This is a genomic window from Rhizobium sp. B230/85, assembly GCF_019355735.1.
Lineage (GTDB): Bacteria > Pseudomonadota > Alphaproteobacteria > Rhizobiales > Rhizobiaceae > Rhizobium > Rhizobium rhododendri.
On record NZ_CP072156.1, the window covers coordinates 3096029 to 3119239 of the forward strand.

Below are 23211 nucleotides of genomic sequence, written 5' to 3' on the forward strand. Positions count from 1 at the left end.
AGTAACAGGCGGGTACGAAAGCGCTGCGATGGCTGGCCGACAGGGGCATCCTTGATCCAGGTCAAGTTGGTGAAAGCCTCGGGTGGCTATAATGAACATTATATTCTTGGAGGGCTTCGTGCATGAGCAGTCTGCTGCCGATGGGCGAGCGTGAGAAGTCGCTTCTCCGAACAATGCCGTTTATAAGTTCGCTGATCGGAGAAGCCTCGGACCAGCTGGTCGAGAGCGCCTCAGCCGTGCACTGCGAAGCGCGCGATATTATCTTCCGCCAAAATGAGCCGTCGGAATTCTTCTACTGCGTGCTGAGCGGCTATGTTCGCCTCTACCGCCTGAACAAGGACGGCAGGGAGGCGGATATCCGCCTTTGCGGCCCAGGAGACACCTTTGCGGAGTGCGTACTCTATGCAGAGGGCGGATACCGCTACAATGCCCAGGCGACGGACACGACGCTCCTCTGCCGGTTCGAGACGCACTCCGTGCGGCGTCTTGCGGAGCGCTATTGCGCGATCGACAAGGCGATGGTGAGCGTCATATCGAGCCACTTTCTAGACAGCATCGATTGCATCGCCAATGACAGGCTGCAGACGGCCCCGCAGAGGGTCGCCAACTATTTGCTGAATGCCTGCGCCGGCAGCGGCGAAGCCGCCCAGCTCCGCCTTCCCTTCCCCAAAAGCCTGCTGGCAGGAAAACTGGGCCTCGCGCCGGAAGCCCTGTCGCGGGCGTTCTCGACCCTCAGAAGCTCCGGCGTTACAGTCCACGGCCGCCTGATCGAGATCAAGGATCCGGAAGCGCTTCGAAACGTCTGAGCTTCAAAGCCCGCCGTGGAGCTTGAGGAAATCGACGATTGTGCCGACACCGTCGCCGCGCTTCATGTCTGAGAAAACGAAGGGCAGATCGGCCCGCATGCGAGTTGCGTCGCGGTCCATGACCTCGAGATCGGCACCGACATGCGGCGCAAGGTCTTTCTTGTTGATGACCAGCATGTCCGATTTCGTAATGCCGGGCCCACCCTTGCGCGGGATTTCCTCGCCCTGGCAGACCGAGATCACATAGATGGTGATGTCGGCAAGATCCGGAGAGAACGTTGCGGCAAGGTTGTCGCCACCGGATTCGATGAAGACGATATCGAGATCCGGAATCCGCGCATTCAGTCCGGCTATCGCCTGCAGGTTGATGGTTGCATCCTCGCGGATGGCGGTGTGCGGACAACCGCCGGTCTCCACGCCGACGATACGATCGGACGGCAACGCCTGCATCCGTACCAGTGCCTCGGCATCTTCAGTCGTGTAGATGTCGTTGGTGACGACGGCGACGGAATACTCGTCGCGCAATGCCTTGCACAGCTTCTCCGTCAGCGCCGTCTTGCCGGAGCCAACAGGACCGCCGATACCGACGCGCAGGGGACCGTTTCTGGATTTCATGGTTCGAACTCCGATAAAACATCAGGATAGTGAAACGCGACGGTGGCGGATAGAGGCAAATGACGTATCCGCAGCCCGCCCCGCCGGGATGGGAGTGGTAAAACGGCGATCACGAGCGGAACAACCTCACCCGTTGCGTTTCGTGTCTGAGCGCAACGATGTCCGCCTGAACAGCGGCCGAACCCAGATCGTCCAAGGTGGAAAACGCTGCTTTGGCGGCGGTAGTCGCAACCATGGCTTCAAGCCCCGCAAGCACCTCGACGCCGTCCCGCTGGCCACAGACACTGAGCCGGATGGACGCCGAGACGCCCTGCGATACGAAAGCGTGCAAATAGGCCGCGATCGCGTCACGTGCCCCGATCCCATGGGCTGCGGCAACCGCGCCGACGGCAACGGGGTAGGCAAGCCTCTCGGGAACCAGCATCGGCATCTGTGGCCATGCGCTCGCAGCCGCCAAGAAAGCTTCCCCCAGTAGCATTGTCTCCTGATGCCGCTCCCGCGAACCGGCCAAAGCTTCTGCGAGTTCGGCGCAGGCAGTAAGCCGCTCGGGATCAGATGCCGAAGTATGCGCCTCCGCCATCAACACCGCATCGTTCCAAACAGCACCATGGGTAAGGACCGAGGATAACCATGCATCGAGATCCTGGACATTGGTCACCAGTCCGTCGTGCACCGCTCTTTCGAGACCTCCGGAATAGGCAAACGAGCCGATCGGGAAAGCCGGCGAAAGCCAGGCCATCAGCCGCAGCAGGGCAGTTGTTTGACTGACGTCACCCATGACGGTCAGTCGTGTGCCGGATGGCCGTGGTCGTGACCATGCGAATGGTAGGCGCCGCGCGCCGGCTGGAAAGGCTCGGTGACATCGGCAACATCGGCACCCAGGCCTTCGAGCATCGATCGAATGACGTGATCGCGCAGGATGAGGATACGATCTTCCTCGATTTGTGCCGGCAGATGCCGGTTGCCGAGGTGCCAGGCGAGCTCGATCAGATGCAACCGGTTGCGCGGCTTGATCTCGAACAGCTTCTCCGGCGCAGCAACGATCTCGATGAGTTCGCCGTCCTCGCGCACCAGAAGATCGCCGTGTGCCAGCAGAACCGCTTCCTTGAGGTCGAGCATGACCATGTCGCCGCTCTCCAGATGCAGAAGCTTGCGGCGAAGATGGCGCAAATCATGCGGCAGGACGACCTTTTCGATCGGATGGGAAGATGGGGTGCCAGCCGGAAGATAGGAGGTGATGCGTTGCATGGAAGGTTCCGTTTCTGTGAAGCGTGACCATGCAAAATAGTCATCGTCTATGCAACAGGAATGCGAACGCGACGTTTGGTTTCCCAGGCGCCAAACCCGGGCCGAGGCATTGCGGTCATATATGTCATGTCGGGATCGAGCAAACTGGAACAGTGCACGACGGTGTGGGGTCTCTCGTTTTCATGCACGACCCGGTTTCGGCCCAGGGCCTTCGCGAGATAAAGCGCGTTGTCGGCAGCCGCATAGACAGCCTCCGGACTGCGCCCCGGGGTGAAGTCGGCAATACCCGCCGAGATGGTGACGGAGATCGCGCCACAATCGATCAAAATACTGGTGTTGCAGACTATGACCTTCGCAGCTTCGATCCGCGCAATACGATCTTCGGCACTGCCTCCGGATAGCAGAACACCGAACTCCTCGCCCCCGAGACGACCGACCACGGCCTGCTCGCTGAAAATTTTCGACAACACCCCGGAGATCGCAACGATAACGGCATCACCGGCGGCGTGACCATAGCGGTCGTTGACCGACTTGAAGCGGTCGACATCGAAGATGACCAGCGATGCATCTTTATCCGCGCCCGCCATGGATTCGGCGAAGGCGCGACGGTTGAACAATCCGGAAAGCGTGTCGGTGCGGCTCAAGCGTTCGAACTCGGCGCGCGACACCGAAATTTCATGGATCGAATAGCCCGTCAGGACCGCGAGAATGGCGGACACGGTCCCCCTGATCAGCCAGGAGAGCATGATGCCAAGCCGGATGCAGTCCGCCAGCGGCAGCCGCAAAATGCCGAGCCACGACATCACCGGCAAGGCCGTCACGACCACCATGAGCGAGAGGAGAACCGATAGAAAACTCGCCTTTAAGGCGAAGATATAGATCGTCCGGCGTTGATGAAAGTTACCGAGCTCGACCTGTAGCGGTATCCATCTAGACATGCAAACCGCCCTCCCAACTCCCGCGACACCCGCATTTGGGATAGCCGCCGTTCTCATTCCAGAGTGTTAAGGAAATCGATAGAATGCGGCCTATCGATAAGTTGTGAACGACCAGCTAACAAACCATAAGCATTTGATTATAATGTTCTAATTTAGACAGAAACGCAATAATTGCCGAAGGTTACGTGCCGCCAAATCCATGCCGGAATTCTGTCTCGCTACGGCACGCAATCGCCTCAAAACCACGCAAAGTATTTACCGCTACAATATCCCTGGTAAACGAATTGAGCCCCGAAGTCGGGGCTCAATCAAGACAGGATATTTTTTGTTAGGCAGCAACCTGAAGCGACTTGAGGTTCTCCAGGATGTTCTGCGGCGAAGAAATGCCATAGGGATCGTTCTCGGCGTTATCCGAGTAGCCCTCTTCTTCAAACCACTGCTCGACGACACCGTCATTGATAACGGCAGCATAGCGCCAGGAGCGCATGCCAAAGCCGACATTGTCCTTGCAGACGAGCATGCCCATCTTGCGCGTAAACTCGCCGGAACCGTCTGGAATAAGCTTGATGTTGACGAGGTTCTGCGACTTGCCCCAGGCATTCATGACAAATGCGTCGTTGACCGAGATGCAATAGATATCGTCGATTCCCGCTGCCTTGAACTCACCGTACAACTTTTCGAAATCAGGAAGCTGGAAGGTCGAGCAGGTCGGCGTGAACGCACCCGGCAGGGAAAACACGATGACGCGCTTGCCGGCGAAATAGTCGGCCGATGTCACGTCCTGCCAGCGGAAGGGGTTGGAGCCGCCAACAGATTCATCGCGAACGCGGGTGCGGAAGGTGACGGAGGGTACTTTTTTCCCGATCATCATAATCATCTCTCCTTCGAAGGATGGGTCAGCAGCAAGTCTTGGGAGAAAATCTGCTGACCCGATTGAATACCCCTCCGTAGCGAAGAAATTGCGGCAGTGCAGCATAAAAATTGGAGTCCACAGGCCCGCATGACAGTCATGCGGGAAGCGCATGGCCTGCTTGTCAATGGATAGGCTGTGACGGCGTCAGGATGCCTGGAGAGACTGCCATTCCCTTAGATCGTCCGTCTGGATCCAGATCGTGTCCTCGTCGCCGGCGCGGCCATGCTCCAGCTTGAAGGCTGCAACCTCGAGAAACAGGGACTGATATTCAAGCAACCGCGAAAGGGATGCATCCGCAGGCTCGGCGACATCTTCGAGCGCCTCGCGGGTGACAATTACCAGCCAATTCTGGCTTTCGTCGCAGACCGAGATATGGCCGTTCTCATCCGACAGAAAGGGTGGGAAACCGTCTCTCAACGACAGCGTCATGACTTCGCCTCTCTCTTGGCCGGCAGTTCCGGGTATTATTTTTGGCGATTGGATTTGCCGCCTGCGCCGTGCAGCTTGATATCGCCGTTGTCGGGAAAGAACTGCGGACCGACGATACGCACCACCCTACTGGGTCGGGCTTCGTTGCCGGACAGGCTTGTGTCGGCCTGAGCTGTCGTCGGCCGTTCCAGCGCAACACTACCGCCAGCGGAAGCCCCGTACACGCCGACGGTCGTTACAGCCGCCAGGAGACCCAGGATGACAACGGTCGTTTTCGAAAATGTATTCATGGTGAACTCGCCAGGGTTGGTGTGTTTGCTGGCGAAATGGTTGAGCGCTCCATAAGTTCCCGCGACGGGCGACTTAAGCGACAGACAGCGAGGCGCATGCGGAAATACTTAACGAAGCAGCCGTAATTCGCGTCGTTATTGCACTGTCCACCCAGCCCCGCCCGGGTTTGCAATCGTCAACCCACGCATTTTGCATGGCTGCAGTGAAATATGAAGGTATTGTGACAATGCCCCGCGCGGCGTACACGCGGCCTCCTCGGAATAAAAGTATACGCAAATCACATGCTCAATATCAAAACTCTTTTAAGCGCCAAGATAGTCAGGCGCGCGATCTGTCGTGCAAACGTCGTTGGCAGACGCCGTCGACGTGCCGAACTGCTGGCGAAGAACGCCGTGCATCCATCGATGTTCGGAGACAGCCTCGGCTGATAGCCGGTATACGCTTTCGTTGAAAGACAAGGCCCGCCAGCATCCATTTGCGATGCTGGCGGGCCGATATGTTTGTAGCCTAGAACAAGAAGTAGCGCTGCGCCATCGGCAGCACCGTCGCCGGCTCGCAGGTGAGAAGCTCGCCGTCCGCCCGCACCTCGTAGGTTTCCGGATCGACCTCGATATGAGGCAATAGGTCGTTGTGGATCATCGATGCCTTGGAGATGCCGCCGCGGGTGTTCTTGACGGCAACAAGCTTCTTGGCGACGCCCAGCCTGTCCTGAAGTCCGGCATCCAGCGACGCCTGCGACACGAAGGTCACCGAGGAATTCGTCAGGCTTTTGCCGAAGGCGCCGAACATCGGTCGGTAGTGCACCGGCTGCGGGGTCGGGATCGAGGCATTCGGATCGCCCATGGGTGCCGCTGCAATCGTGCCGCCGATGATGACCATGTCCGGCTTGACGCCGAAAAACGCCGGGCTCCACATCACAAGGTCGGCGCGCTTGCCGACTTCGATCGAGCCAATCTCGTGGCTCAACCCCTGCGCAATCGCCGGATTGATGGTGTATTTGGCAATATAGCGCTTGACCCGGAAATTGTCGTTTTCACCGATTTCCTGCGCCAGCCTGCCGCGCTGGCGCTTCATCTTGTCGGCTGTCTGCCAAGTGCGGATGGCCACCTCGCCGACGCGGCCCATGGCCTGGCTGTCCGAGGAGATGATCGAAAAGGCGCCGATGTCGTGCAGGATGTCTTCCGCCGCAATGGTTTCCTTGCGGATGCGGCTCTCAGCAAAGGCAATGTCTTCCGGGATAGATGACGACAGGTGATGGCAGACCATCAGCATGTCGAGATGCTCGGCAATCGTGTTGACGGTGTAAGGCCGGGTCGGGTTCGTCGACGACGGAATGACGTTCGGCTGGCCGCAGATCTTGATGATGTCAGGCGCATGCCCGCCGCCCGCACCCTCGGTATGGAAGGCGTGGATCGTCCGGCCCTTGATCGATCCGATGGTATCCTCGACAAAGCCGCTTTCGTTCAGCGTGTCCGTGTGGATCATCACCTGCACGTCGTATTCGTCTGCAACCGTCAGGCAGCAGTCGATGGCTGCCGGCGTCGTACCCCAGTCTTCGTGCAGCTTCAGCGCACAGGCGCCGCCCAGTACCATTTCCTCGAGCGCGCCAGGCAGCGAGGCATTGCCCTTGCCGGCAAAGGCGAGGTTCATTGGAAATGCGTCGGCAGCCTCGATCATCCGCGCGATGTGCCAGGGACCGGGCGTGCAGGTCGTGGCAAGCGTACCGTGCGCCGGGCCGGTGCCGCCGCCAAGCATACAGGTGATGCCGGACATCAGCGCTTCCTCGATCTGCTGCGGCGCGATGAAGTGGATGTGGCTGTCCATGCCGCCGGCGGTGATGATCTTGCCTTCGGCGGCAATCGCCTCCGTGCCCGGTCCGACGATGATGTTGACACCAGGCTGCATATCGGGATTACCAGCCTTGCCGATGGCCACGATGCGTCCATCCTTGAGGCCGATATCGGCCTTGACGATGCCCCAGGTGTCGATGATCAGTGCATTGGTGATGACCGTATCGACGGCACCGTCGGCGCGCGTCACCTGGCTCTGCCCCATGCCGTCGCGGATGACCTTGCCACCGCCGAACTTCACCTCTTCGCCATAGGTGGTGAAATCCTTTTCGACCTCGATAAACAGTTCGGTGTCGGCAAGCCGCACTTTGTCGCCGGTGGTCGGCCCGAACATGTTGGCATAGGCGGCGCGGGAGATCTTGTAGGCCATCGTCTTTTTACCTCTGGAGCTCGGATAGTTGCGTGTCTCTGGCTTATGCCCTGTCTAGGTCGTCGCTGTCGGTCGATGTGTTACCGTGCCATCCGGGGACACCAGCGGGCCCGGCGGCATCGTTCGACGAAGCTCAATTTCCCAAGCCTTCCGCCATTTCCTTCAGTTCCTTCGTCCGCAGCCGGGTCATCGTCGCCTTGCAACTTGATACGAGCATTGGCTCCATCGATCCGCCGCGCGCCTGGAAGCCCTCCGCGTCGCAGTGACCGTCCCGGTAGGCGATCCAGCCGCGCTGTCCGGCAAGCAGTGCCTTTTCAGCACCCTTCATGTCTGCCTCGAGATCGGCATCGACTGCCTGCAGGGATGCCCGGGTCTTCTTGTATTGCGTGTTGAGCTCCGCATCCGCGGTATCGAAATCCTGTTCCGCGCAGATGTTCATATCCATTTGCGTTTCGGCCTTGCTGCAGTCCGGCGTTTCATCGGCCATTGCCACACCATGGGCCATCGCCATCATCATGCCTGCCGCAGCCATCATCAGGTTAAAACGCATCTGAAGTCCTCGGTTGCGGTGGTATCAGAGCTTGCCCATGACCAGCTGGCGAAAACCGTAGACCTCGCGCTTGCCGGACAAGGGAATGAGCGTCACCGAGCGTGTCTGGCCCGGCTCGAACCGCACGGCCGTCCCGGCTGGAATATCGAGCCGCATGCCCCTCGCCTGCTCGCGGTCGAAGGCGAGCCCGCCGTTTGTCTCGGCGAAATGATAGTGGCTGCCGACCTGCACGGGCCTGTCGCCGGTATTGGAGACATCGATCGAGATCGTCGGGGCGCCGGAGTTCAGTTCGATATCGCCGCTGGCGGCAATGATTTCACCGGGGATCATCGGATGTTCCTCCTCATGCGGCTTCAGCGGGCATGCAGCCCCCGGCCTTCAAGATACGTTTCGTCGAGGCCGGATTGGCCGCAAGCTTGGCGGCCGGCCGCACTGGGCGACGGACCAGTTCGCCACCGCAGTTCGGGCATATGCCGGAGAGCGTGCCGGTGGCGCAATCGGCGCAATAGGTGCATTCGAAGCTGCACATCATCGCCGCGAGGCTATCCGCCGGCAGGTCGCGGTCGCAGCATTCGCAATTGGGCCTGAGCTCGAGCATGACAGTCTACCGGATAGGTTCGTGGACGGTGACGAGCTTCGTGCCGTCAGGGAAGGTCGCCTCGACCTGCACATCGTGGATCATCTCGGCGATGCCTTCCATCACCTGGTCGCGGCTGATGACATTTGCACCGGCCGACATCAGGTCGGCAACGGACCGGCCGTCGCGCGCGCCCTCGACGACGAAGTCGCTGATCAGCGCGATGGCCTCGGGATAGTTGAGCTTGACGCCGCGCTCCAGCCGCCGGCGCGCCACCATCGCCGCCATGGAAATCAACAGCTTGTCTTTTTCTCTCGGAGTGAGGTTCATCGTCTGCCTATCGCTTGAACTAGAGATTCCAGACTTTCGGCACTGGCGCGCCATTGCGCAAGGCCGAAATGATCGGGATGAGGATTTTTCTCAACGCAAAGCCATCTGCCGCCGCAAGCCGGATCACCAGCTTGCCGTTCCAGTGGCTGACGCCGCCGTTGCGCCCCTCCAGCATCGGCCGAACGGTCGAGAGATAGCGCTCCGCCGAAGGGCCTGCGTACAGAACCGTGACGAAGGCAACCTGCCCGCCCAGCACCGCCCGCTCGGCAGTCAGTGCCGCGACATCGCCGTCGAACCGCAAGTCCTCGGCATGGGTCAGCTTGCCGTCGCGACGAATGCGCCAGCGGTCGCGGAAAAGTCCGGTCAGCATCGCCTCGCCCATCGCCTTGCGGCCCAGCAATACGGCTTCGACAGCGAGGAATTCCGCCGTCCCGTCGAGGTCGACATCGAGCGTGCGCGACAGCGCAGCGCGGTCGAAGAGGATCGTTTCCTGCGGCAACCAGTCGACCCGCGCTCGGGCGCCGACCTCGATCCTCGTCCTGATTTCGGCAATACCGGCGGATGCCTTGTAGATCTTCTCGCAGGCCTGGGTCGTCACGTCGATCCGCGTCTGCGCCGCCGCCGTGACGCTCCAGTCCATGCGGTCGCCACCGGTCAGCCCGCCCGCCGTGTTGATGATGACGGCTTCCATCGAGCTGTCGAAGGTGTCTGGCAGCCGTATCTTGGCAGCGCCTTCCTGGAAGAATTCGGCAAGCCGGGTACGTCCGTCGAGCCACTTCGCCGCCAGGTGGCCGCGTCCCTCGGCCCTTTGCGGCCTGGTGCTCGCTGCCATCATCGTCATTATGCGATCCTTGCGGTAAACTTACACAATAGCCGCCATTCAACCTCGCAAGCGTCTGAATGCAAGCTCTTTTTCGTTTCGCCGTATTTCTGAGAAGCTTCCATCAGACCGTCAGGTGGCGTCGGGCTTCCGGCTTATCCAGCGTTTCGGCCAACCCTTCATGAACGATCTCGCCGCGGTCCATGATGTAGACATAGTCGGCAAGCTCCCGGCAGAAATCGAGATACTGCTCGACCAGCAGGATCGCCATCCCGGTCGAATCCCGCAGATACTGGATGGCACGGCCGATGTCCTTGATGATCGAGGGCTGGATACCTTCCGTCGGCTCGTCAAGCACGAGGATCTTCGGCCGCGTCACCAGCGCCCGGCCGATGGCTAACTGCTGCTGCTGTCCGCCCGAGAGATCGCCGCCGCGCCGCGACAACATGGATTTCAGCACTGGAAACAATTGAAAAATGTCGTCCGGCACGGTCCGGTCGCGGCGCGCCAGCGGCGCAAAGCCGGTCTCCAGATTTTCCTTCACCGTCAGCAGCGGGAATATCTCGCGCCCCTGCGGCACATAGCCGATACCCTGCTTGGCCCGCGCATAGGGCGCCAGGCCGTCGAGCTTATGATCGTTGAAGCTGATGCTGCCGGCACTCAGCGCATGCTGGCCGGTGACAGCCCGCAGCAGCGAACTCTTGCCGACGCCGTTGCGCCCCAGCACGCAGGTGATCTTCCCCATCTCCGCCTTGATCGAAATGCCCCGGAGTGCCTGGGCGGCGCCGTAATGGAGATTTGCGTTTTCGACGGTCAGCATGGTGCGGGTTCCTCATTCATCGGGGCGGGCGCCCCCCTCTGTCCCTCCGGGACATCTCCCCCACAAGGGGGGAGATCAGCCGAGACCTTTTGGCCAGAAAGGGAAAAGAAGGATCTCCCCCCTTGTGGGGGAGATGTCAGCGAAGCTGACAGAGGGGGGTAAGCCCACCCCAGACTGTGGATCATGCCGTTCATCACCGCCCCAGATAATTCTCGATCACCTTCGGATCTCTGCTGACGAAATCGATCGAGCCTTCGGCCAGCACGGAGCCTTCCGCGAGGCACGTCACCTTGACCCCGAGGTCGCGGGTGAAGCCCATGTCGTGCTCGACGACAACCACCGAACGGGTCTTAGCGATCTCCTTCAGCAGGATCGCCGTTTCCGCCGTCTCCGCGTCCGTCATGCCGGCAACGGGTTCGTCGACCAGCAGCAGCTTCGGCTCCTGCGCCAGCAGCATGCCGATCTCAAGCCACTGCTTCTGGCCATGGCTGAGGTTGGCCGCCAGCTCGTCGCGCCGATGGTGCAGCCGGACGGTATCGAGGATCTCGTCGATGCGGGCGCGGTCGGTCGGGGTCATCCTGTAGAACAGCGTCGCGAACACGCCGCGACTGCGGTTCAGTGCCAGTTCCAGATTGTCCCAGACCGTATGGCTCTCGAATACCGTCGGCTTCTGGAATTTCCGTCCGATACCGAGCAATGCGATGTCGGCCTCGTCCTTCTTGGTGAGATCGACGGCGCCGTTGAAGAACACCTCGCCTGAGTCAGGCTTGGTCTTGCCGGTGATGATGTCCATCATCGTCGTCTTGCCGGCGCCGTTCGGGCCGATGATCGCCCTGAGTTCGCCGGGCTCGATGACCATCGACAGCGAATTCAGCGCCTTGAACCCGTCGAAGGAGACAGACACGTTGTTGAGGTAGAGCATGCTTGTCGGTTTGCCGTCAGTGATCATGCTCTTACTCCGCCGCCTGAATGGGTTCGTCGCTCTCGCCTTTTTCAGCCGCCGCGGACGCCCGCCGCGACCTGCCGCCGCCGGTACCGTAATGGGCAATCGTGCCGACCACGCCACGTGGCAGGAACAGCGTCACGGCGACGAATAGCCCGCCGAGCGCAAACAACCACACCTCGGGGAATAGTCCGGTAAAGATAGTCTTGCCGCCGTTGACGAGGATCGCCCCGATGATCGGGCCGATCAGCGTGCCTCGTCCGCCGACAGCCGTCCAGATGACCACTTCGATAGAGTTGGCCGGTGCGAATTCGCCGGGGTTGATGATGCCGACCTGCGGCACGTAGAGTGCACCGGCAATGCCGGCCATCATCGCCGAGACAACGAAGGTGAACAGCTTGATGTTCTCGACTCGGTAGCCGAGGAAGCGGGTCCGGCTTTCGGCATCGCGCACACCGACCAGCACCTTGCCGAACTTGGAGCGCACGATACCCGACGCGATCAGCAGGGCCAGCGCCAGAAACAGCGCGGTCAGCGCGAACAGCGCCGCACGGGTGCCGTCGGCCTGAATGTTGTAGCCGAGGATTTCCTTGAAGTCGGTGAGGCCGTTATTGCCGCCGAAACCCATGTCGTTGCGGAAGAAGGCCAGCAGCAGCGCGTAGGTCATCGCCTGCGTGATGATCGAGAGATAGACGCCGTTGACGCGCGAGCGGAAGGCAAACCAGCCGAATACGTAGGCGAGCAGCCCCGGCACCAGCAGCACCATCAGGGCTGCAAACCAGAAATGGTCGAACCCGTACCAGAACCACGGCAGCGCCTTGTAGTTCAGGAACACCATGAAATCGGGTAGGATCGCGTTGCCATAGGAGCCGCGGGCACCGATCTGGCGCATCAGGTACATGCCCATGGCATAGCCGCCGAGCGCAAAGAAGGCGCCGTGACCGAGAGACAGGATGCCGCAAAAACCCCAGACGAGATCGAGCGCCAGCGCCAGTAGCGCGTAGGTCAGGTATTTGCCGAACAGCGACATGATGTAGGTCGGCACATGCAATGCGCTCTGCGGGCTCGTCAGGAGGTTGGAGGCCGGGACGAGGATTGCCACTGCAATCAGCAGCAGGATTGCAATGATGATCTTGCGGTCGAGAGACCGGAGCAGGAAGGCCGTTATCATGCTTCCACCGCCCTTCCTTTGAGTGCGAAGAGCCCACGCGGTCGCTTCTGGATGAACAGGATGATGAGGACGAGCACCAGGATCTTGCCGAGCACGGCGCCGGCATAGGGCTCGAGGAACTTGTTGAGGATGCCGAGCGACATGGCGCCTACCAGTGTTCCCCAGAGACTGCCGACACCGCCGAAGACGACGACCATGAAGCTGTCGATAATGTAGGCCTGGCCGAGATTGGGCGAGACATTATCGATCTGACTGAGCGCGACGCCAGCCATGCCTGCAACGCCCGAGCCAAGCGCGAAGGTGAAGGCATCGACCCAGGCGGTGCGGATACCCATCGAGGACGCCATGCGCCGGTTCTGCGTTACCGCCCGCATCTGCAGCCCGAACGATGAGCGCTTCAGCAGCAGCAACAGGGCGACAAAGACGACCAGCGCAAAGGCGATAATCCAGAGCCGGTTCCAGGTGATATCGAGGCCGCCGAGGTCGAACGAGCCGGACATCCAGTTTGGATTGCGGACTTCCCGGTTGGTCGGACCGAAGATCGATCGCACCGTCTGCTGCAGGATGAGCGAGATCCCCCAGGTGGCGAGCAATGTTTCCAGCGGCCGCTTGTAGAGGAAGCGGATGACCGTGCGCTCGATCAAGAAGCCGACGGCGCCGGTGAACAGGAAGGCGGCGGGCACGGCAAAGGCCAGGGAATAGTCCGCAAGTCCCGGCGCATATCGGGTAATGGCCTCCTGCACGACATAGGTCGTGTAGGCACCGAGCATGACCATTTCACCATGCGCCATGTTGACGACGCCCATGACGCCGAAAGTGATGGAGAGGCCGATGGCAGCCAGCATCAGAACCGAGCTCAGCGACAGGCCGTACCAGATGTTCTGCGCGACATCCCAAAGCGCCAGGGTATCCTTGATCGCATCCATATCCTTTTGGATGGCAGGCTGCAGGTCGGCCGATGCCGTCTGCATCGCTGCCGTCAGGATGGTCAGCGCATCGCGGTCCCCACGGGCGGCGATCATGTCGATGGCAGCCTTCTTGTCGGCCGGGCTGGCGTCGGTCTTCAAAAGCACGACAGCGCGCGCCGCTTCCATGGTCTTCTTGACCTGCGGATCTTTTTCCTCGGCAAGCGCGGAATTGAGCAGATCGATATTGCTAGGGTCGGCGTCCTTCAACATGCCCTCGGCTGCCGCCAGGCGGGCGCCGCGATCCGGGCTCAGCAATGTCAGTTGGCCGATGGCGGCGCTGATTACGCCGCGCAGCGAATTGTTGACCTTGACCTTGACCATCGTGTCCGGATCGACGTCGGCCACAGCCTCGCCGGTGAGCGGATCGGCAAAGGTCGGCGCATCGTCGGTGCCACCCTGCAAAAGTACCGGGCCGCCATCCTGGTTGACGAACAGCAGGCCGTCGCCCAGTTCCTGCAGGATCTTGCCGACATGCGGGTCCTTGGAGGCAACCAGCGCCTTGATCGCCGCTTCGCGTTCCGGAAAATCGCCGACGCCGAGTGCATCGATCAGCGGGTGAATGGTGTCCTCGGCCTTCAGCACCGTCGCAAAAGCCGGCATGGCGAGGCAGAGGGTCACAAGGAAAATCTTGATGGCGCGATACATCGGCTCTTTTGCCTCGGTTATCGTGGGAGCCTTCCGGCGCAGCCTGGAAGGACGGTGCTTCCGCCCGGAATAACCGGACGGAAGTGATTGCGGTCGTCGATCAGGCGATCGAATTACATGCCCTTGCCGCCGCACTTGCCGGTAGCGACGTTGAAGTTGCCGCAGGACATTGGCTTGCGCCAATCGGAGATCAGGTCCTTGGAGTCGGGCAGGTAGTCCGACCATTCGTCGCCAACGACAGCAGGCGTCTGCTGGACGATGTCGAACTGGCCGTTGCCCTGGATTTCACCGATCAGCACTGGCTTGGTGATGTGGTGGTTCGGCATGACGGTCGCATAGCCGCCGGACAGGTTCGGCACGGTGGTGCCGATGATCGTGTCGAGCACCTTGTCGGTGTCGGTGGAGCCGGCAGCCTGAACAGCCTTAACCCAGGCGTTGAAGCCGATATAGGCCGCTTCCATCGGGTCGTTGGTGACGCGCTTGTCGTTCTTGGTATAGGCATGCCACTGCTTGATGAAAGCCTTGTTGGCAGGCGTTTCAACGGATTCGAAGTAGTTCCAGGCAGCGAGATGGCCGACCAGTGGCTTGGTGTCGAGACCGGCCAATTCTTCTTCGCCGACCGAGAAGGCGATGACCGGGATGTCGGTGGCCTTGATGCCCTTGTTGCCGAGTTCCTTGTAGAACGGCACGTTGGCGTCGCCGTTGATCGTCGAGACGACGGCGGTCTTCTTGCCGGCCGAACCGAAATCCTTGATCTTGGAGACTTCAGTCTGCCAATCGGAGAAGCCGAACGGCGTGTAGTTGGTCATGATGTCTTCTTTCGGAATACCCTTCGAAATCAGGTAAGCCTCAAGAATCTTGTTGGTGGTGCGCGGATACACGTAGTCGGTGCCTTCGAGAACGAAGCGCTTTACGCCTTCCTTCTGCATCAGGTAATCGACGGCCGGGATCGCCTGCTGGTTAGGCGCGGCGCCTGTGTAGATGATGTTGCGCGAGGATTCTTCGCCTTCATACTGAACCGGGTAGAACAGCAGCGAGTTCAGCTCCTCGAATACAGGCAGAACCGACTTGCGGGACGAGGATGTCCAGCAACCGAATACGGCCGAAACCTTGTCCTTCTGGATCAGTTCGCGGGCCTTTTCGGCAAACAGCGGCCAATCGGAGGCGGGATCGACAACGACGGCTTCGAGCTTCTTGCCGAGAAGGCCACCCTTCTTGTTCTGCTCGTCGATGAGCATCAGCATGGCATCCTTGAGAGTGGTCTCGGAGATGGCCATGGTGCCGGAAAGCGAATGAAGAATGCCGACCTTGATCGTGTCGTCCGCAGCATAGGCGGCGCCGTTGAACAAAGCCGACGTCGACAGGACGGTACCGATAACGGCACCCGTGACGTAGTTCTTGAAATTCATTGTTTTATCCCCTCTTCGAATTCGACAACACCGGCGAAAACCCGCCGTTAACTGTTGCTTGAGGGACTATGGTTTGGCGCGGGAGAAAACCGTATACGCAATTTGACGTAGGCGGTGGGCGAAACGTGCATCCTTTGCGTCGCGCCGCTTTAAGGCCAGCGATGAACCGTGTTAGCTATCCTCACAGCAAATCGCAGAGGACGTCGACAAAGGCATGGCCGCACGCCAACGCATCATCCCCGTCAGGCGCGAATATAATCGCTGGGTCGCCAACCAGACGCTGGAAGACTACGCCCTGCGCTTTACCGCCAAGAGCGCCCGGCAATTCTCCTCGGCGCGGATTTCGCAGACGGCCATCGGCGCCATCTCGTTCCTGGCGCTGGAGGCAATCGGCGGCGCCATTACGCTGTCATACGGCACCACCAACGCCTTCTATGCAATCATCGTCGCCAGTCTGGTGATGCTTGGCGTCGGCCTGCCGATCAGTCGCTATGCCATCCGCCACGGTGTCGATATCGACCTCCTGACCCGTGGTGCCAGCTTCGGATACATCGGCTCGACCGTGACCTCGCTGATCTATGCCAGCTTCACCTTCATGCTGTTTGCCATCGAGGCGTCGATCATGTCCGGTGCGCTGGAGCTGACGCTCGGGATCCCGCTGTGGATCGGTTATATCATCAGCGCCTGCATGGTCATTCCGCTGGTCACTCACGGGGTCCGCCTGATCAGCCGCTTCCAGCTTCTGACCCAGCCCTTCTGGATCGTCCTGAATGTCCTTCCCTTCGTGTTCATCGCCTTTTCCGACTGGGAAAAGTTCGATATTTGGCGGGCCTTTGCCGGCCTCGACCGGCCATCCTCTTCGGGCGCCCTTGCGCCCTTCAACCTGATCGATTTCGGCGCTGCCTCGGCTGTCATCCTCGCGCTGATTTCGCAGATCGGCGAACAGGCAGATTTTCTGCGCTTCCTGCCGCCGGAAGGCCATCGCAAGCTTCGCCACCGGCTGGCGATCTTTCTTGCCGGTCCCGGCTGGGTGATCATAGGCGCGCCGAAGCTGCTGGCCGGCTCGTTCCTTGTCGTGCTGACGCTAAGCGCCGGCGTGCCGCCCGACCGTGCAGCCGACCCGGCCCAGATGTATCTCACAGCATTTGGCTACATGATCCCCTGGCACAATGCAGCGTTGCTGCTGATGGTCGCCTTCGTGATGGTCTCGCAGCTGAAGATCAACGTCATGAACGCCTATGCCGGCTCGCTGGCCTGGTCGAATTTCTTCTCGCGCCTGACCCATAGCCATCCCGGCCGCGTCATCTGGCTGGTGTTCAACGTCGCCATCGCGCTGCTACTGATGGAGCTTGGCATTTACCGGCTGCTGGAAGAGACGCTCGGCATCTTCTCGATCATCTCCATGGCCTGGCTCTGCACGATTTCGGCGGACCTGTTCATCAACAAGCCGCTCGGCCTCGCCCCAGAAGGCATCGAGTTCAAGCGCGCCCATCTCTACGACATCAACCCGGTCGGCCTTGGCGCCATGACCCTGTCGGCCGGCATCGCACTGACGGCGCATTTCGGCCTGTTCGGCGCGGTCGCCGCATCGCTTGCCCCCTACATCACCCTGATCGTAGCGCTGGTCGCCTCGCCTGCCATCGCCTGGGCCACCAAGGGCAAGTTCTACCTCGCGCGCAAACCGCGCCAGAGCTGGAAGAACCTCACCGATATCACCTGCTCGATCTGCGAGCACCCGTTCGAGCCGGAGGACATGGCCTGGTGCCCCGCCTACGCGGCGCCGATCTGTTCGCTTTGCTGCTCGCTCGACAGCCGCTGTCACGACATGTGCAAGCCGAACGCCAACCTCAACGCCCAGATCGGCACCGTCGCCCGCGCCGTGCTGCCGGCGACGGTCATCGCCAAGCTCACCACGAGGCTTGGGCGCTACGGCATCGCCGTTGTACTCGCGCTCAGCGCCGTCGGCGTCATCCTCGCCCTCATCGCCCACCAGGTATCCTCCGCCTCGCCGGAGACGGCCGAAGTGGTCAACCGCACCATCCTGATCGTCTTCTTCGTCTTCGCCGTTATCGCTGGCATCGTCTGCTGGTTCTACGTGCTGGCCCATGACAGCCGCGTCGTTGCTGAAGAAGAGTCCTCGCGGCAGAATACGCTGCTGCTGAAGGAGATCGCCGCCCACAAGAAGACCGACGCGGCGCTACAGTCCGCCAAGGAAACAGCTGAAAGCGCCAACCGCGCCAAGAGCCGCTATGTCGTTGGCCTCAGCCACGAATTGCGCACACCGCTCAACGCCGTGCTCGGCTATGCCCAGATCCTCGAGCGCGACGAAACGATACCGGCTCCGCGCCAATCCTCGATCCGGGTCATCCGCCGCAGCGCAGAGCACCTGTCGGGGCTGATCGACGGACTGCTCGATATTTCGAAAATCGAGGCCGGTCGCCTGCAGGTCTATTCGAACGAGATCAACATCCGCGATTTCCTCGACCAGATCATCGACATGTTTCGGCCGCAGGCACAGGCAAAAGGCCTCACCTTCATCCATGAGCGCGCCGCCTCCCTGCCGGATTACGTCCGCACCGACGAGAAGCGGCTGCGGCAGATCCTCGTCAACCTGCTGTCCAACGCCATAAAATTCACCGACCGGGGAACGGTGCGCTTCGACGTCGGCTATCGTAGCCAGGTGGCGACATTCTCGCTGTCCGACACGGGACGCGGCATCGCCGAGAAGGATCTCGGACGCATCTACGAGCCGTTCCAGCGTGGCGAGGCCGAAACCGTCCGGCCGATGCCGGGCCTCGGCCTCGGCCTGACCATCACCCAGCTCCTCACCAACACCCTGGGCGGCGAGATTTCGGTGACCAGCGAAAAGGATGTCGGCTCGACCTTCAAGGTGCGGCTGATGCTGTCCGCCGTGCAGCGGCAGATGAAGCCCGTGCCGCAGGAGCGCAAGATCGTCGGCTATGACGGCTCGAGGCGGACAATCGTTGTCGTCGATGACAACGAGGATCACCGGGAGATGATGCGCGAGATATTGGTGCCGCTCGATTTCGTTGTCCTGACCGCCGTCAGCGGCCCGGATTGCCTGACACTGATCGAAGGCATCAAGCCCGATCTTTTCCTTGTCGACATCTCGATGCCCGGCATGAACGGCTGGCAACTGGTAGCAAGGCTGCGCGAAAGCGGACAGGCGGGACCGATCCTTATGCTCTCGGCCAATATAGGCGATGGAACCGCCGGTCGCGAAAACAGCAGCGGCCACGACGACGCCATCAGCAAGCCAGTCGATATCCGGCAATTGCGCGACCGGCTGGCGCTGCATCTCGGCCTCAAATGGATCTATGCCGACACCGTTGCAGTCCCTGCCATCAAGGCACCGCTGCCGATGAAGAGCCCCGGCCTCGATCATATCGGAGAGTTGATAAGCCTTGCCGAAATCGGCTATATCAGGGGCATTGAGGCAAAGCTTACAGATCTCGCCAGGCTGCCCGAGAACCAGCCTTTCATCGATGCGCTGCGGGTCTATGTTCAGGCCTTCGATCTGACCGGCTTTCTGGCATTCCTGCGTGAATTCGACATCGAAAAGGTAGAACCGATTGGCTGAACCCGCCCTGCCCCGCGACATCGTTCTGCTCGTGGATGACTCGCCGGAAGCCCTCGGATTTCTGACCGACGCCCTCGAACAATCGGGCTTTTCCGTTCTGATCGCCACTTCCGGTCCGGCGGCGCTCTCCATCGTCGAGCGTATCACGCCCGACCTTATCCTGCTTGATGCCGTGATGCCCGATATGGACGGTTTCGAAACCTGCCGCCGGCTGAAGGCGAATTCCGGCATTTCGCAGGTGCCGGTGATCTTCATGACGGGGCTGACCGAGACCGAGCATGTCGTCCACGCGCTGGAATCCGGTGGCGTCGATTATCTTACCAAGCCGATCAATATCGACGAGTTGCGCGCCCGCATCCGCGTTCATCTGCGCAATGCCCGCTCGGCGCAAAGTGCAAGGGTGGCGCTCGATGCCGCCGGCCGTCACCTGCTCGCCGTCAGAGGCGATGGCAGCATCCACTGGTCGACTCCGCAGGCAACGCGATTGGTCAATGCCGCCACCGGCAGCGACGATGGCCTTGAGCTTGTCGTGGCTGAAATCAGCGGCTTCATGCGAAAAGGCGGGCGCACCCTTCCCACTCGTGACAACGTTCTGTCCATCAGCCCCAACGGCCATGCAGCGCTGCAACTGGCTTTTCTCGGCACGATTGGTCCCGACGAGCACCTGTTCCGGCTGACCGCTGCACGGCAACATGCCGACGACAGCGTGCTGCGTCAGCATTTTTCCCTCACCCAGCGCGAATCCGAAGTGCTGCTGTGGATCGCCAAAGGCAAGGCCAACCGCGATATCGGCGAAATCCTCGGCCTTTCCGCCCGCACGGTGAACAAGCATCTGGAGCAGATCTACGTCAAGCTCGGCGTCGAGAACCGCGCCTCGGCAGCCGTCAAGGCCGCCCATGTGCTGCGCGAGATGTAGCGACGCAATCGATCCTCCATTTTGCAAGCAAGGACCAGCACGATGAACTACCGTGTCGTTCTCTCCGGCTGCTCAGGCGGCGGCAAATCAACCCTACTCGCCGAACTGAAGCGTCTCGGCCACAGTGTTATTGAGGAGCCAGGCCGGAAGATAGTCGCCGAGGAGCGACAGGGCGAGGGCAAAGCCCTGCCCTGGGTCGATCTCGCAGCATTTGCGCGGCGCGCCTTGGTGATGGCCAGGAGCGACTGGAACACTGCCAGCCAACTTGAAGGCTGGGTGTTCTTCGACCGTGGTCTTGTGGATGCCGCCACAGCGCTGGCATACGCGACTGACGAAAATACGCTTTTGCCACTCATCGACGGCTGGCGCTACCACCATCAGGTTTTCCTGACGCCTCCGTGGCAAGAAATCTTTCAGACCGATGCTGACCGCCGCCATGCGTTTGACGATGCAGTGCGGGAATACGAGCGCCTTCTGATTGCTTATTCGAGGCTCGGATATGAAGTCGTCGTCCTGCCGAGATTGTCTGTGACAGAGCGTGTCCGCTTCGTGTTGGAAACGCTGTCGCCATTCGGCGACACGACGTCTCCGGTCGATAACGGAAAAGGCCCGGACGAGCCGGGCCTTCCCAAAATCAACGACAGAAAATGAGTTACTTCACGTCCTGCGGGAAGTAGCTGATCTTGCCGTCAGGACCCTTCTTCCATTCGTACATGATGTAGCCCGGGATCTTCGGGTCGCCCTTGGCGTCAAACGAGATATCGCCGAGAACGGTCGAGAACGGACCCTTTTCGTGCATGGCCTTGGCAACGGTTTCAGCGTCAACCGAAGCAGCAGCCTTGGCAGCGGCAGCGATCGTCTGAACGGCAGCATACGAATACAGCGTGTATGCTTCCGGGTTGAAGCCGGCAGCCTTGAACTTCGCAACGAGGTCCTTGTTGGCCGGGTTCAGTGTCGGATCGGGACCGAAGGTGTTCAGCGTGCCGATGACGGCGTCGCCAGCGATCGAAGCCAGTTCGTTCGAAACGATACCGTCGCCCGAAACGAGTGTAGCCTTGACGCCCTGGTCGGCAGCCTGGCGAATGATCAGGCCGGCTTCCGTGTGCAGGCCACCCCAATAGATGATCGAGACGCCGGCTTCCTTCATCTTGGCGATGAGGGCCGAGAAGTCCTTGTCGCCTACGTTGATGCCTTCGTACATGACTTCCGTCATGCCGGCGGTGTTCAACGCCTTCTTGGTTTCATCGGCGAGACCCTGACCGTATGGGGTCTTGTCGTGAATGATGGCGATCTTCTTGTCCTTGAAATGGGCAGCGAGATAGGCGCCGGCAACGCCGCCCTGCTGGTCGTCACGACCGCAGGTACGGAAGGTGTTCCACAGGCCGCGTTCCGTGAAGGTCGGGTTGGTCGCGGCAGGCGTGATTTCGAGAATGCCGTTTTCGGCATAGACTTCCGATGCCGGGATGGAAACGCCCGAGTTGAAGTGACCAACGACGTACTTGACGCCATCGGCAACGAACTTGTTGGCAACCGAGATGCCCTGCTTCGGGTCGGAAACGTCGTCGCCGAGTTCGATCTTGATCTTTTCGCCATTGATGCCGCCGGCAGCATTGATGTCTGCTGCGGCCTGTTCGGCACCCTTCTGGAGCTGTGCACCGAAGGCTGCGTTCGGACCGGTCAGGGGACCACCGACGCCAATGATGATATCGGCCCATGCAGTACCGCTGAAAGCGACGAGCGCCGTCAGAGCCACTGCCGAAAGAAGAGATTTCTTCATATTATTACTCCCAATTTTTGGGCGGGGACCGGTCAAGAACCCAACGCATTACCCACCATTGTCCGCGTCGGGGAAGCTGTTCCACTCCAGGCAATTCATGCCCAGTTTCAACGGGCTGTCAATGTTTGTCCTTCCACGAAAACGCGGAAGTCCGTTCGTACAGCCAGTAATAGTTGTTGACCATCTGATTGGTGCGGCGATAGCGGAAACCGGCCATCGAAACGATCAGGAGGACAACGAAATCGATGCCGAAATACAAGGCGCTGAGCATGGGCCCATCGAAGAGCGCATGGTGCAGGAACTGCATCACCCACGCCAGAAGAAACGTATAGGCGATGACCAGGCCGTAGCCATCCCAGTTCTCGGCAACAGCCTTGCCGGCCCGCGACGCGGTCCACAGGCCGAGCAGCAAGACGAGGCCCCGGATGATCATCCGCACGCCGGTGTCGGGCTCGAAGAAAAGTCCCTGCATATTAAAGCTCCCCTTCTGTCGGCCTAATGCCGGCCGCCTTCGAGATAGGCCGCGCGGACTTCCGGATTGGCAAGCAGTTCCCTGCCGGAGCCGCTCATCGTCACCTTGCCGTTGACCATCACATAGGCCCGATGCGAAAGCTTCAGGGCTGCGAATGCGTTCTGTTCGACGAGGAAAACCGTCAGGCCTTCCTTCTCGTTCAGCTGCTTGATCGTCTCGAAGATGCCCTTGACGATCAGCGGTGCGAGACCGAGCGACGGTTCGTCCAGCAACAGCAGCTTCGGGCGGGCCATCAGCGCGCGGCCGATAGACAACATCTGCTGCTCGCCACCCGACAGTGTCCCGCCGCGCTGCGCATGGCGCTCCTTGAGGCGTGGGAACATCGTGAAGATCTTCTCGACGTCTTCCTTAAAGTATTTGAGATCGTCCAGGCCTGCGCCCATCTGGAGGTTTTCCATGACTGTCATGCGCGGAAAGATGCGACGACCTTCCGGTGACTGGGCGATGCGCAGCCGGGCGATCTCGTGCATCGGCAGCTTCGTGATGTCGCGGCCTTCGTAGATGATCGAGCCGGAGCGCGCCTGCGGACTGCCGCAGATGGTCATCATCAGCGTCGATTTGCCGGCACCGTTGGCACCGATCAGGCTGACGATTTCGCCGCTGTTGACGTAAACATCGACGCCGGCGAGCGCGCGGATATTGCCATAGTAGGTTTCGACGTTCTGGACGTGAAGCAAGGGTTGGGTTGTCAT

General features: G+C 60.4%; 25 protein-coding genes. 4 read left to right on the forward strand and 21 right to left on the reverse strand.

The annotated features are described in order from the left end of the window. Positions 1–122: 122 nt before the first annotated feature. Positions 123–806 (forward strand): Crp/Fnr family transcriptional regulator, encoded by a 684-nt coding sequence (locus J5289_RS14945; protein ID WP_209184450.1) that lies wholly within the window; start codon positions 123–125, stop codon positions 804–806. Positions 807–809: 3 nt separating this feature from the next. Here J5289_RS14945 and ureG read toward each other — a convergent pair whose 3' ends face one another. The 18 genes from ureG to urtA form a co-directional block, all read right to left on the reverse strand. Further along, positions 810–1421, reverse strand: coding sequence for an urease accessory protein UreG (gene ureG / locus J5289_RS14950; RefSeq protein WP_209184451.1), 612 nt, complete (start codon positions 1419–1421; stop codon positions 810–812). Positions 1422–1530: 109 nt separating this feature from the next. Beyond that, positions 1531–2199: an urease accessory protein UreF gene (locus J5289_RS14955; protein ID WP_209184452.1), complete on the reverse strand. Its 669-nt coding sequence runs from the start codon at positions 2197–2199 to the stop codon at positions 1531–1533. A 5-nt stretch (positions 2200–2204) separates the two neighbouring features. Then, positions 2205–2669, reverse strand: coding sequence for an urease accessory protein UreE (gene ureE, locus J5289_RS14960; protein WP_209184453.1), 465 nt, complete (start codon positions 2667–2669; stop codon positions 2205–2207). A 47-nt stretch (positions 2670–2716) separates the two neighbouring features. Further along, positions 2717–3607 (reverse strand): GGDEF domain-containing protein, encoded by an 891-nt coding sequence (locus J5289_RS14965; protein WP_219276558.1) that lies wholly within the window; start codon positions 3605–3607, stop codon positions 2717–2719. A 328-nt stretch (positions 3608–3935) separates the two neighbouring features. Beyond that, positions 3936–4475: a peroxiredoxin gene (locus tag J5289_RS14970; RefSeq protein ID WP_142823622.1), complete on the reverse strand. Its 540-nt coding sequence runs from the start codon at positions 4473–4475 to the stop codon at positions 3936–3938. A 189-nt stretch (positions 4476–4664) separates the two neighbouring features. Continuing rightward, positions 4665–4949, reverse strand: coding sequence for a hypothetical protein (locus J5289_RS14975; protein WP_209184455.1), 285 nt, complete (start codon positions 4947–4949; stop codon positions 4665–4667). 35 nt (positions 4950–4984) lie between these two features. Beyond that, positions 4985–5239, reverse strand: coding sequence for a hypothetical protein (locus J5289_RS14980; RefSeq protein WP_209184456.1), 255 nt, complete (start codon positions 5237–5239; stop codon positions 4985–4987). A 508-nt stretch (positions 5240–5747) separates the two neighbouring features. Then, positions 5748–7460 (reverse strand): urease subunit alpha, encoded by a 1713-nt coding sequence (gene ureC, locus J5289_RS14985; RefSeq protein WP_111222539.1) that lies wholly within the window; start codon positions 7458–7460, stop codon positions 5748–5750. A 133-nt stretch (positions 7461–7593) separates the two neighbouring features. Beyond that, the gene (locus J5289_RS14990) at positions 7594–8010 is read right to left on the reverse strand and encodes a lysozyme inhibitor LprI family protein (protein WP_209184457.1); all 417 of its coding nucleotides are present in this window, start codon (positions 8008–8010) and stop codon (positions 7594–7596) included. A gap of 24 nt (positions 8011–8034) precedes the next feature. Further along, a complete protein-coding gene (locus tag J5289_RS14995; protein ID WP_209184458.1) occupies positions 8035–8340 on the reverse strand; it encodes an urease subunit beta in 306 nt (101 codons plus the stop codon). Between the two features lie 13 nt (positions 8341–8353). Continuing rightward, the gene (locus J5289_RS15000) at positions 8354–8608 is read right to left on the reverse strand and encodes a DUF1272 domain-containing protein (protein WP_209184459.1); all 255 of its coding nucleotides are present in this window, start codon (positions 8606–8608) and stop codon (positions 8354–8356) included. Between the two features lie 6 nt (positions 8609–8614). Beyond that, positions 8615–8917 (reverse strand): urease subunit gamma, encoded by a 303-nt coding sequence (locus J5289_RS15005; protein WP_142823498.1) that lies wholly within the window; start codon positions 8915–8917, stop codon positions 8615–8617. Positions 8918–8936: 19 nt separating this feature from the next. After that, positions 8937–9758: an urease accessory protein UreD gene (locus J5289_RS15010; RefSeq protein ID WP_209206490.1), complete on the reverse strand. Its 822-nt coding sequence runs from the start codon at positions 9756–9758 to the stop codon at positions 8937–8939. A gap of 103 nt (positions 9759–9861) precedes the next feature. Beyond that, positions 9862–10557 (reverse strand): urea ABC transporter ATP-binding subunit UrtE, encoded by a 696-nt coding sequence (gene urtE / locus J5289_RS15015; protein ID WP_142823500.1) that lies wholly within the window; start codon positions 10555–10557, stop codon positions 9862–9864. 193 nt (positions 10558–10750) lie between these two features. Next, positions 10751–11506, reverse strand: a complete 756-nt coding sequence (gene urtD, locus J5289_RS15020) for an urea ABC transporter ATP-binding protein UrtD (RefSeq protein WP_209206489.1) — start codon at positions 11504–11506, stop codon at positions 10751–10753. Positions 11507–11510: 4 nt separating this feature from the next. Then, positions 11511–12671 carry an urea ABC transporter permease subunit UrtC gene (gene urtC, locus J5289_RS15025; protein WP_209184461.1) on the reverse strand — a complete coding sequence of 387 codons (1161 nt, stop codon included), beginning with the start codon at positions 12669–12671 and terminating at the stop codon, positions 11511–11513. Next, positions 12668–14284, reverse strand: a complete 1617-nt coding sequence (gene urtB / locus J5289_RS15030) for an urea ABC transporter permease subunit UrtB (protein WP_209187533.1) — start codon at positions 14282–14284, stop codon at positions 12668–12670. The genes urtC and urtB overlap by 4 nt, the downstream gene beginning before the upstream one ends. Before the next feature lie 113 nt (positions 14285–14397). Then, positions 14398–15693 carry an urea ABC transporter substrate-binding protein gene (urtA, locus tag J5289_RS15035; protein WP_209184463.1) on the reverse strand — a complete coding sequence of 432 codons (1296 nt, stop codon included), beginning with the start codon at positions 15691–15693 and terminating at the stop codon, positions 14398–14400. A gap of 214 nt (positions 15694–15907) precedes the next feature. On the opposite strand from urtA, the gene J5289_RS15040 reads away from it, so the two are divergent. The 3 genes from J5289_RS15040 to J5289_RS15050 are packed head-to-tail and all read left to right on the forward strand — an operon-like array spanning position 15908 to position 20861. Next, a complete protein-coding gene (locus J5289_RS15040; protein WP_209184464.1) occupies positions 15908–19294 on the forward strand; it encodes an ATP-binding protein in 3387 nt (1128 codons plus the stop codon). Beyond that, on the forward strand, positions 19287–20210 hold the full coding sequence (locus J5289_RS15045) for a response regulator (protein ID WP_209184465.1): 924 nt from the start codon (positions 19287–19289) through the stop codon (positions 20208–20210). Before J5289_RS15040 ends, J5289_RS15045 begins: the two co-directional genes overlap by 8 nt. 42 nt (positions 20211–20252) lie before the next feature. Beyond that, positions 20253–20861, forward strand: coding sequence for an AAA family ATPase (locus J5289_RS15050; RefSeq protein WP_209184466.1), 609 nt, complete (start codon positions 20253–20255; stop codon positions 20859–20861). Between the two features lies 1 nt (position 20862). On the opposite strand, the gene J5289_RS15055 is transcribed toward J5289_RS15050, so the two are convergent. From J5289_RS15055 to J5289_RS15065, 3 genes are all read right to left on the reverse strand, one after another. Further along, positions 20863–21987 carry a branched-chain amino acid ABC transporter substrate-binding protein gene (locus J5289_RS15055; RefSeq protein ID WP_111222527.1) on the reverse strand — a complete coding sequence of 375 codons (1125 nt, stop codon included), beginning with the start codon at positions 21985–21987 and terminating at the stop codon, positions 20863–20865. A gap of 118 nt (positions 21988–22105) precedes the next feature. Further along, positions 22106–22459, reverse strand: a complete 354-nt coding sequence (locus tag J5289_RS15060; RefSeq protein WP_209184467.1) for a DUF6867 family protein — start codon at positions 22457–22459, stop codon at positions 22106–22108. Between the two features lie 23 nt (positions 22460–22482). Then, positions 22483–23211, reverse strand: a complete 729-nt coding sequence (locus tag J5289_RS15065; protein WP_142823508.1) for an ABC transporter ATP-binding protein — start codon at positions 23209–23211, stop codon at positions 22483–22485.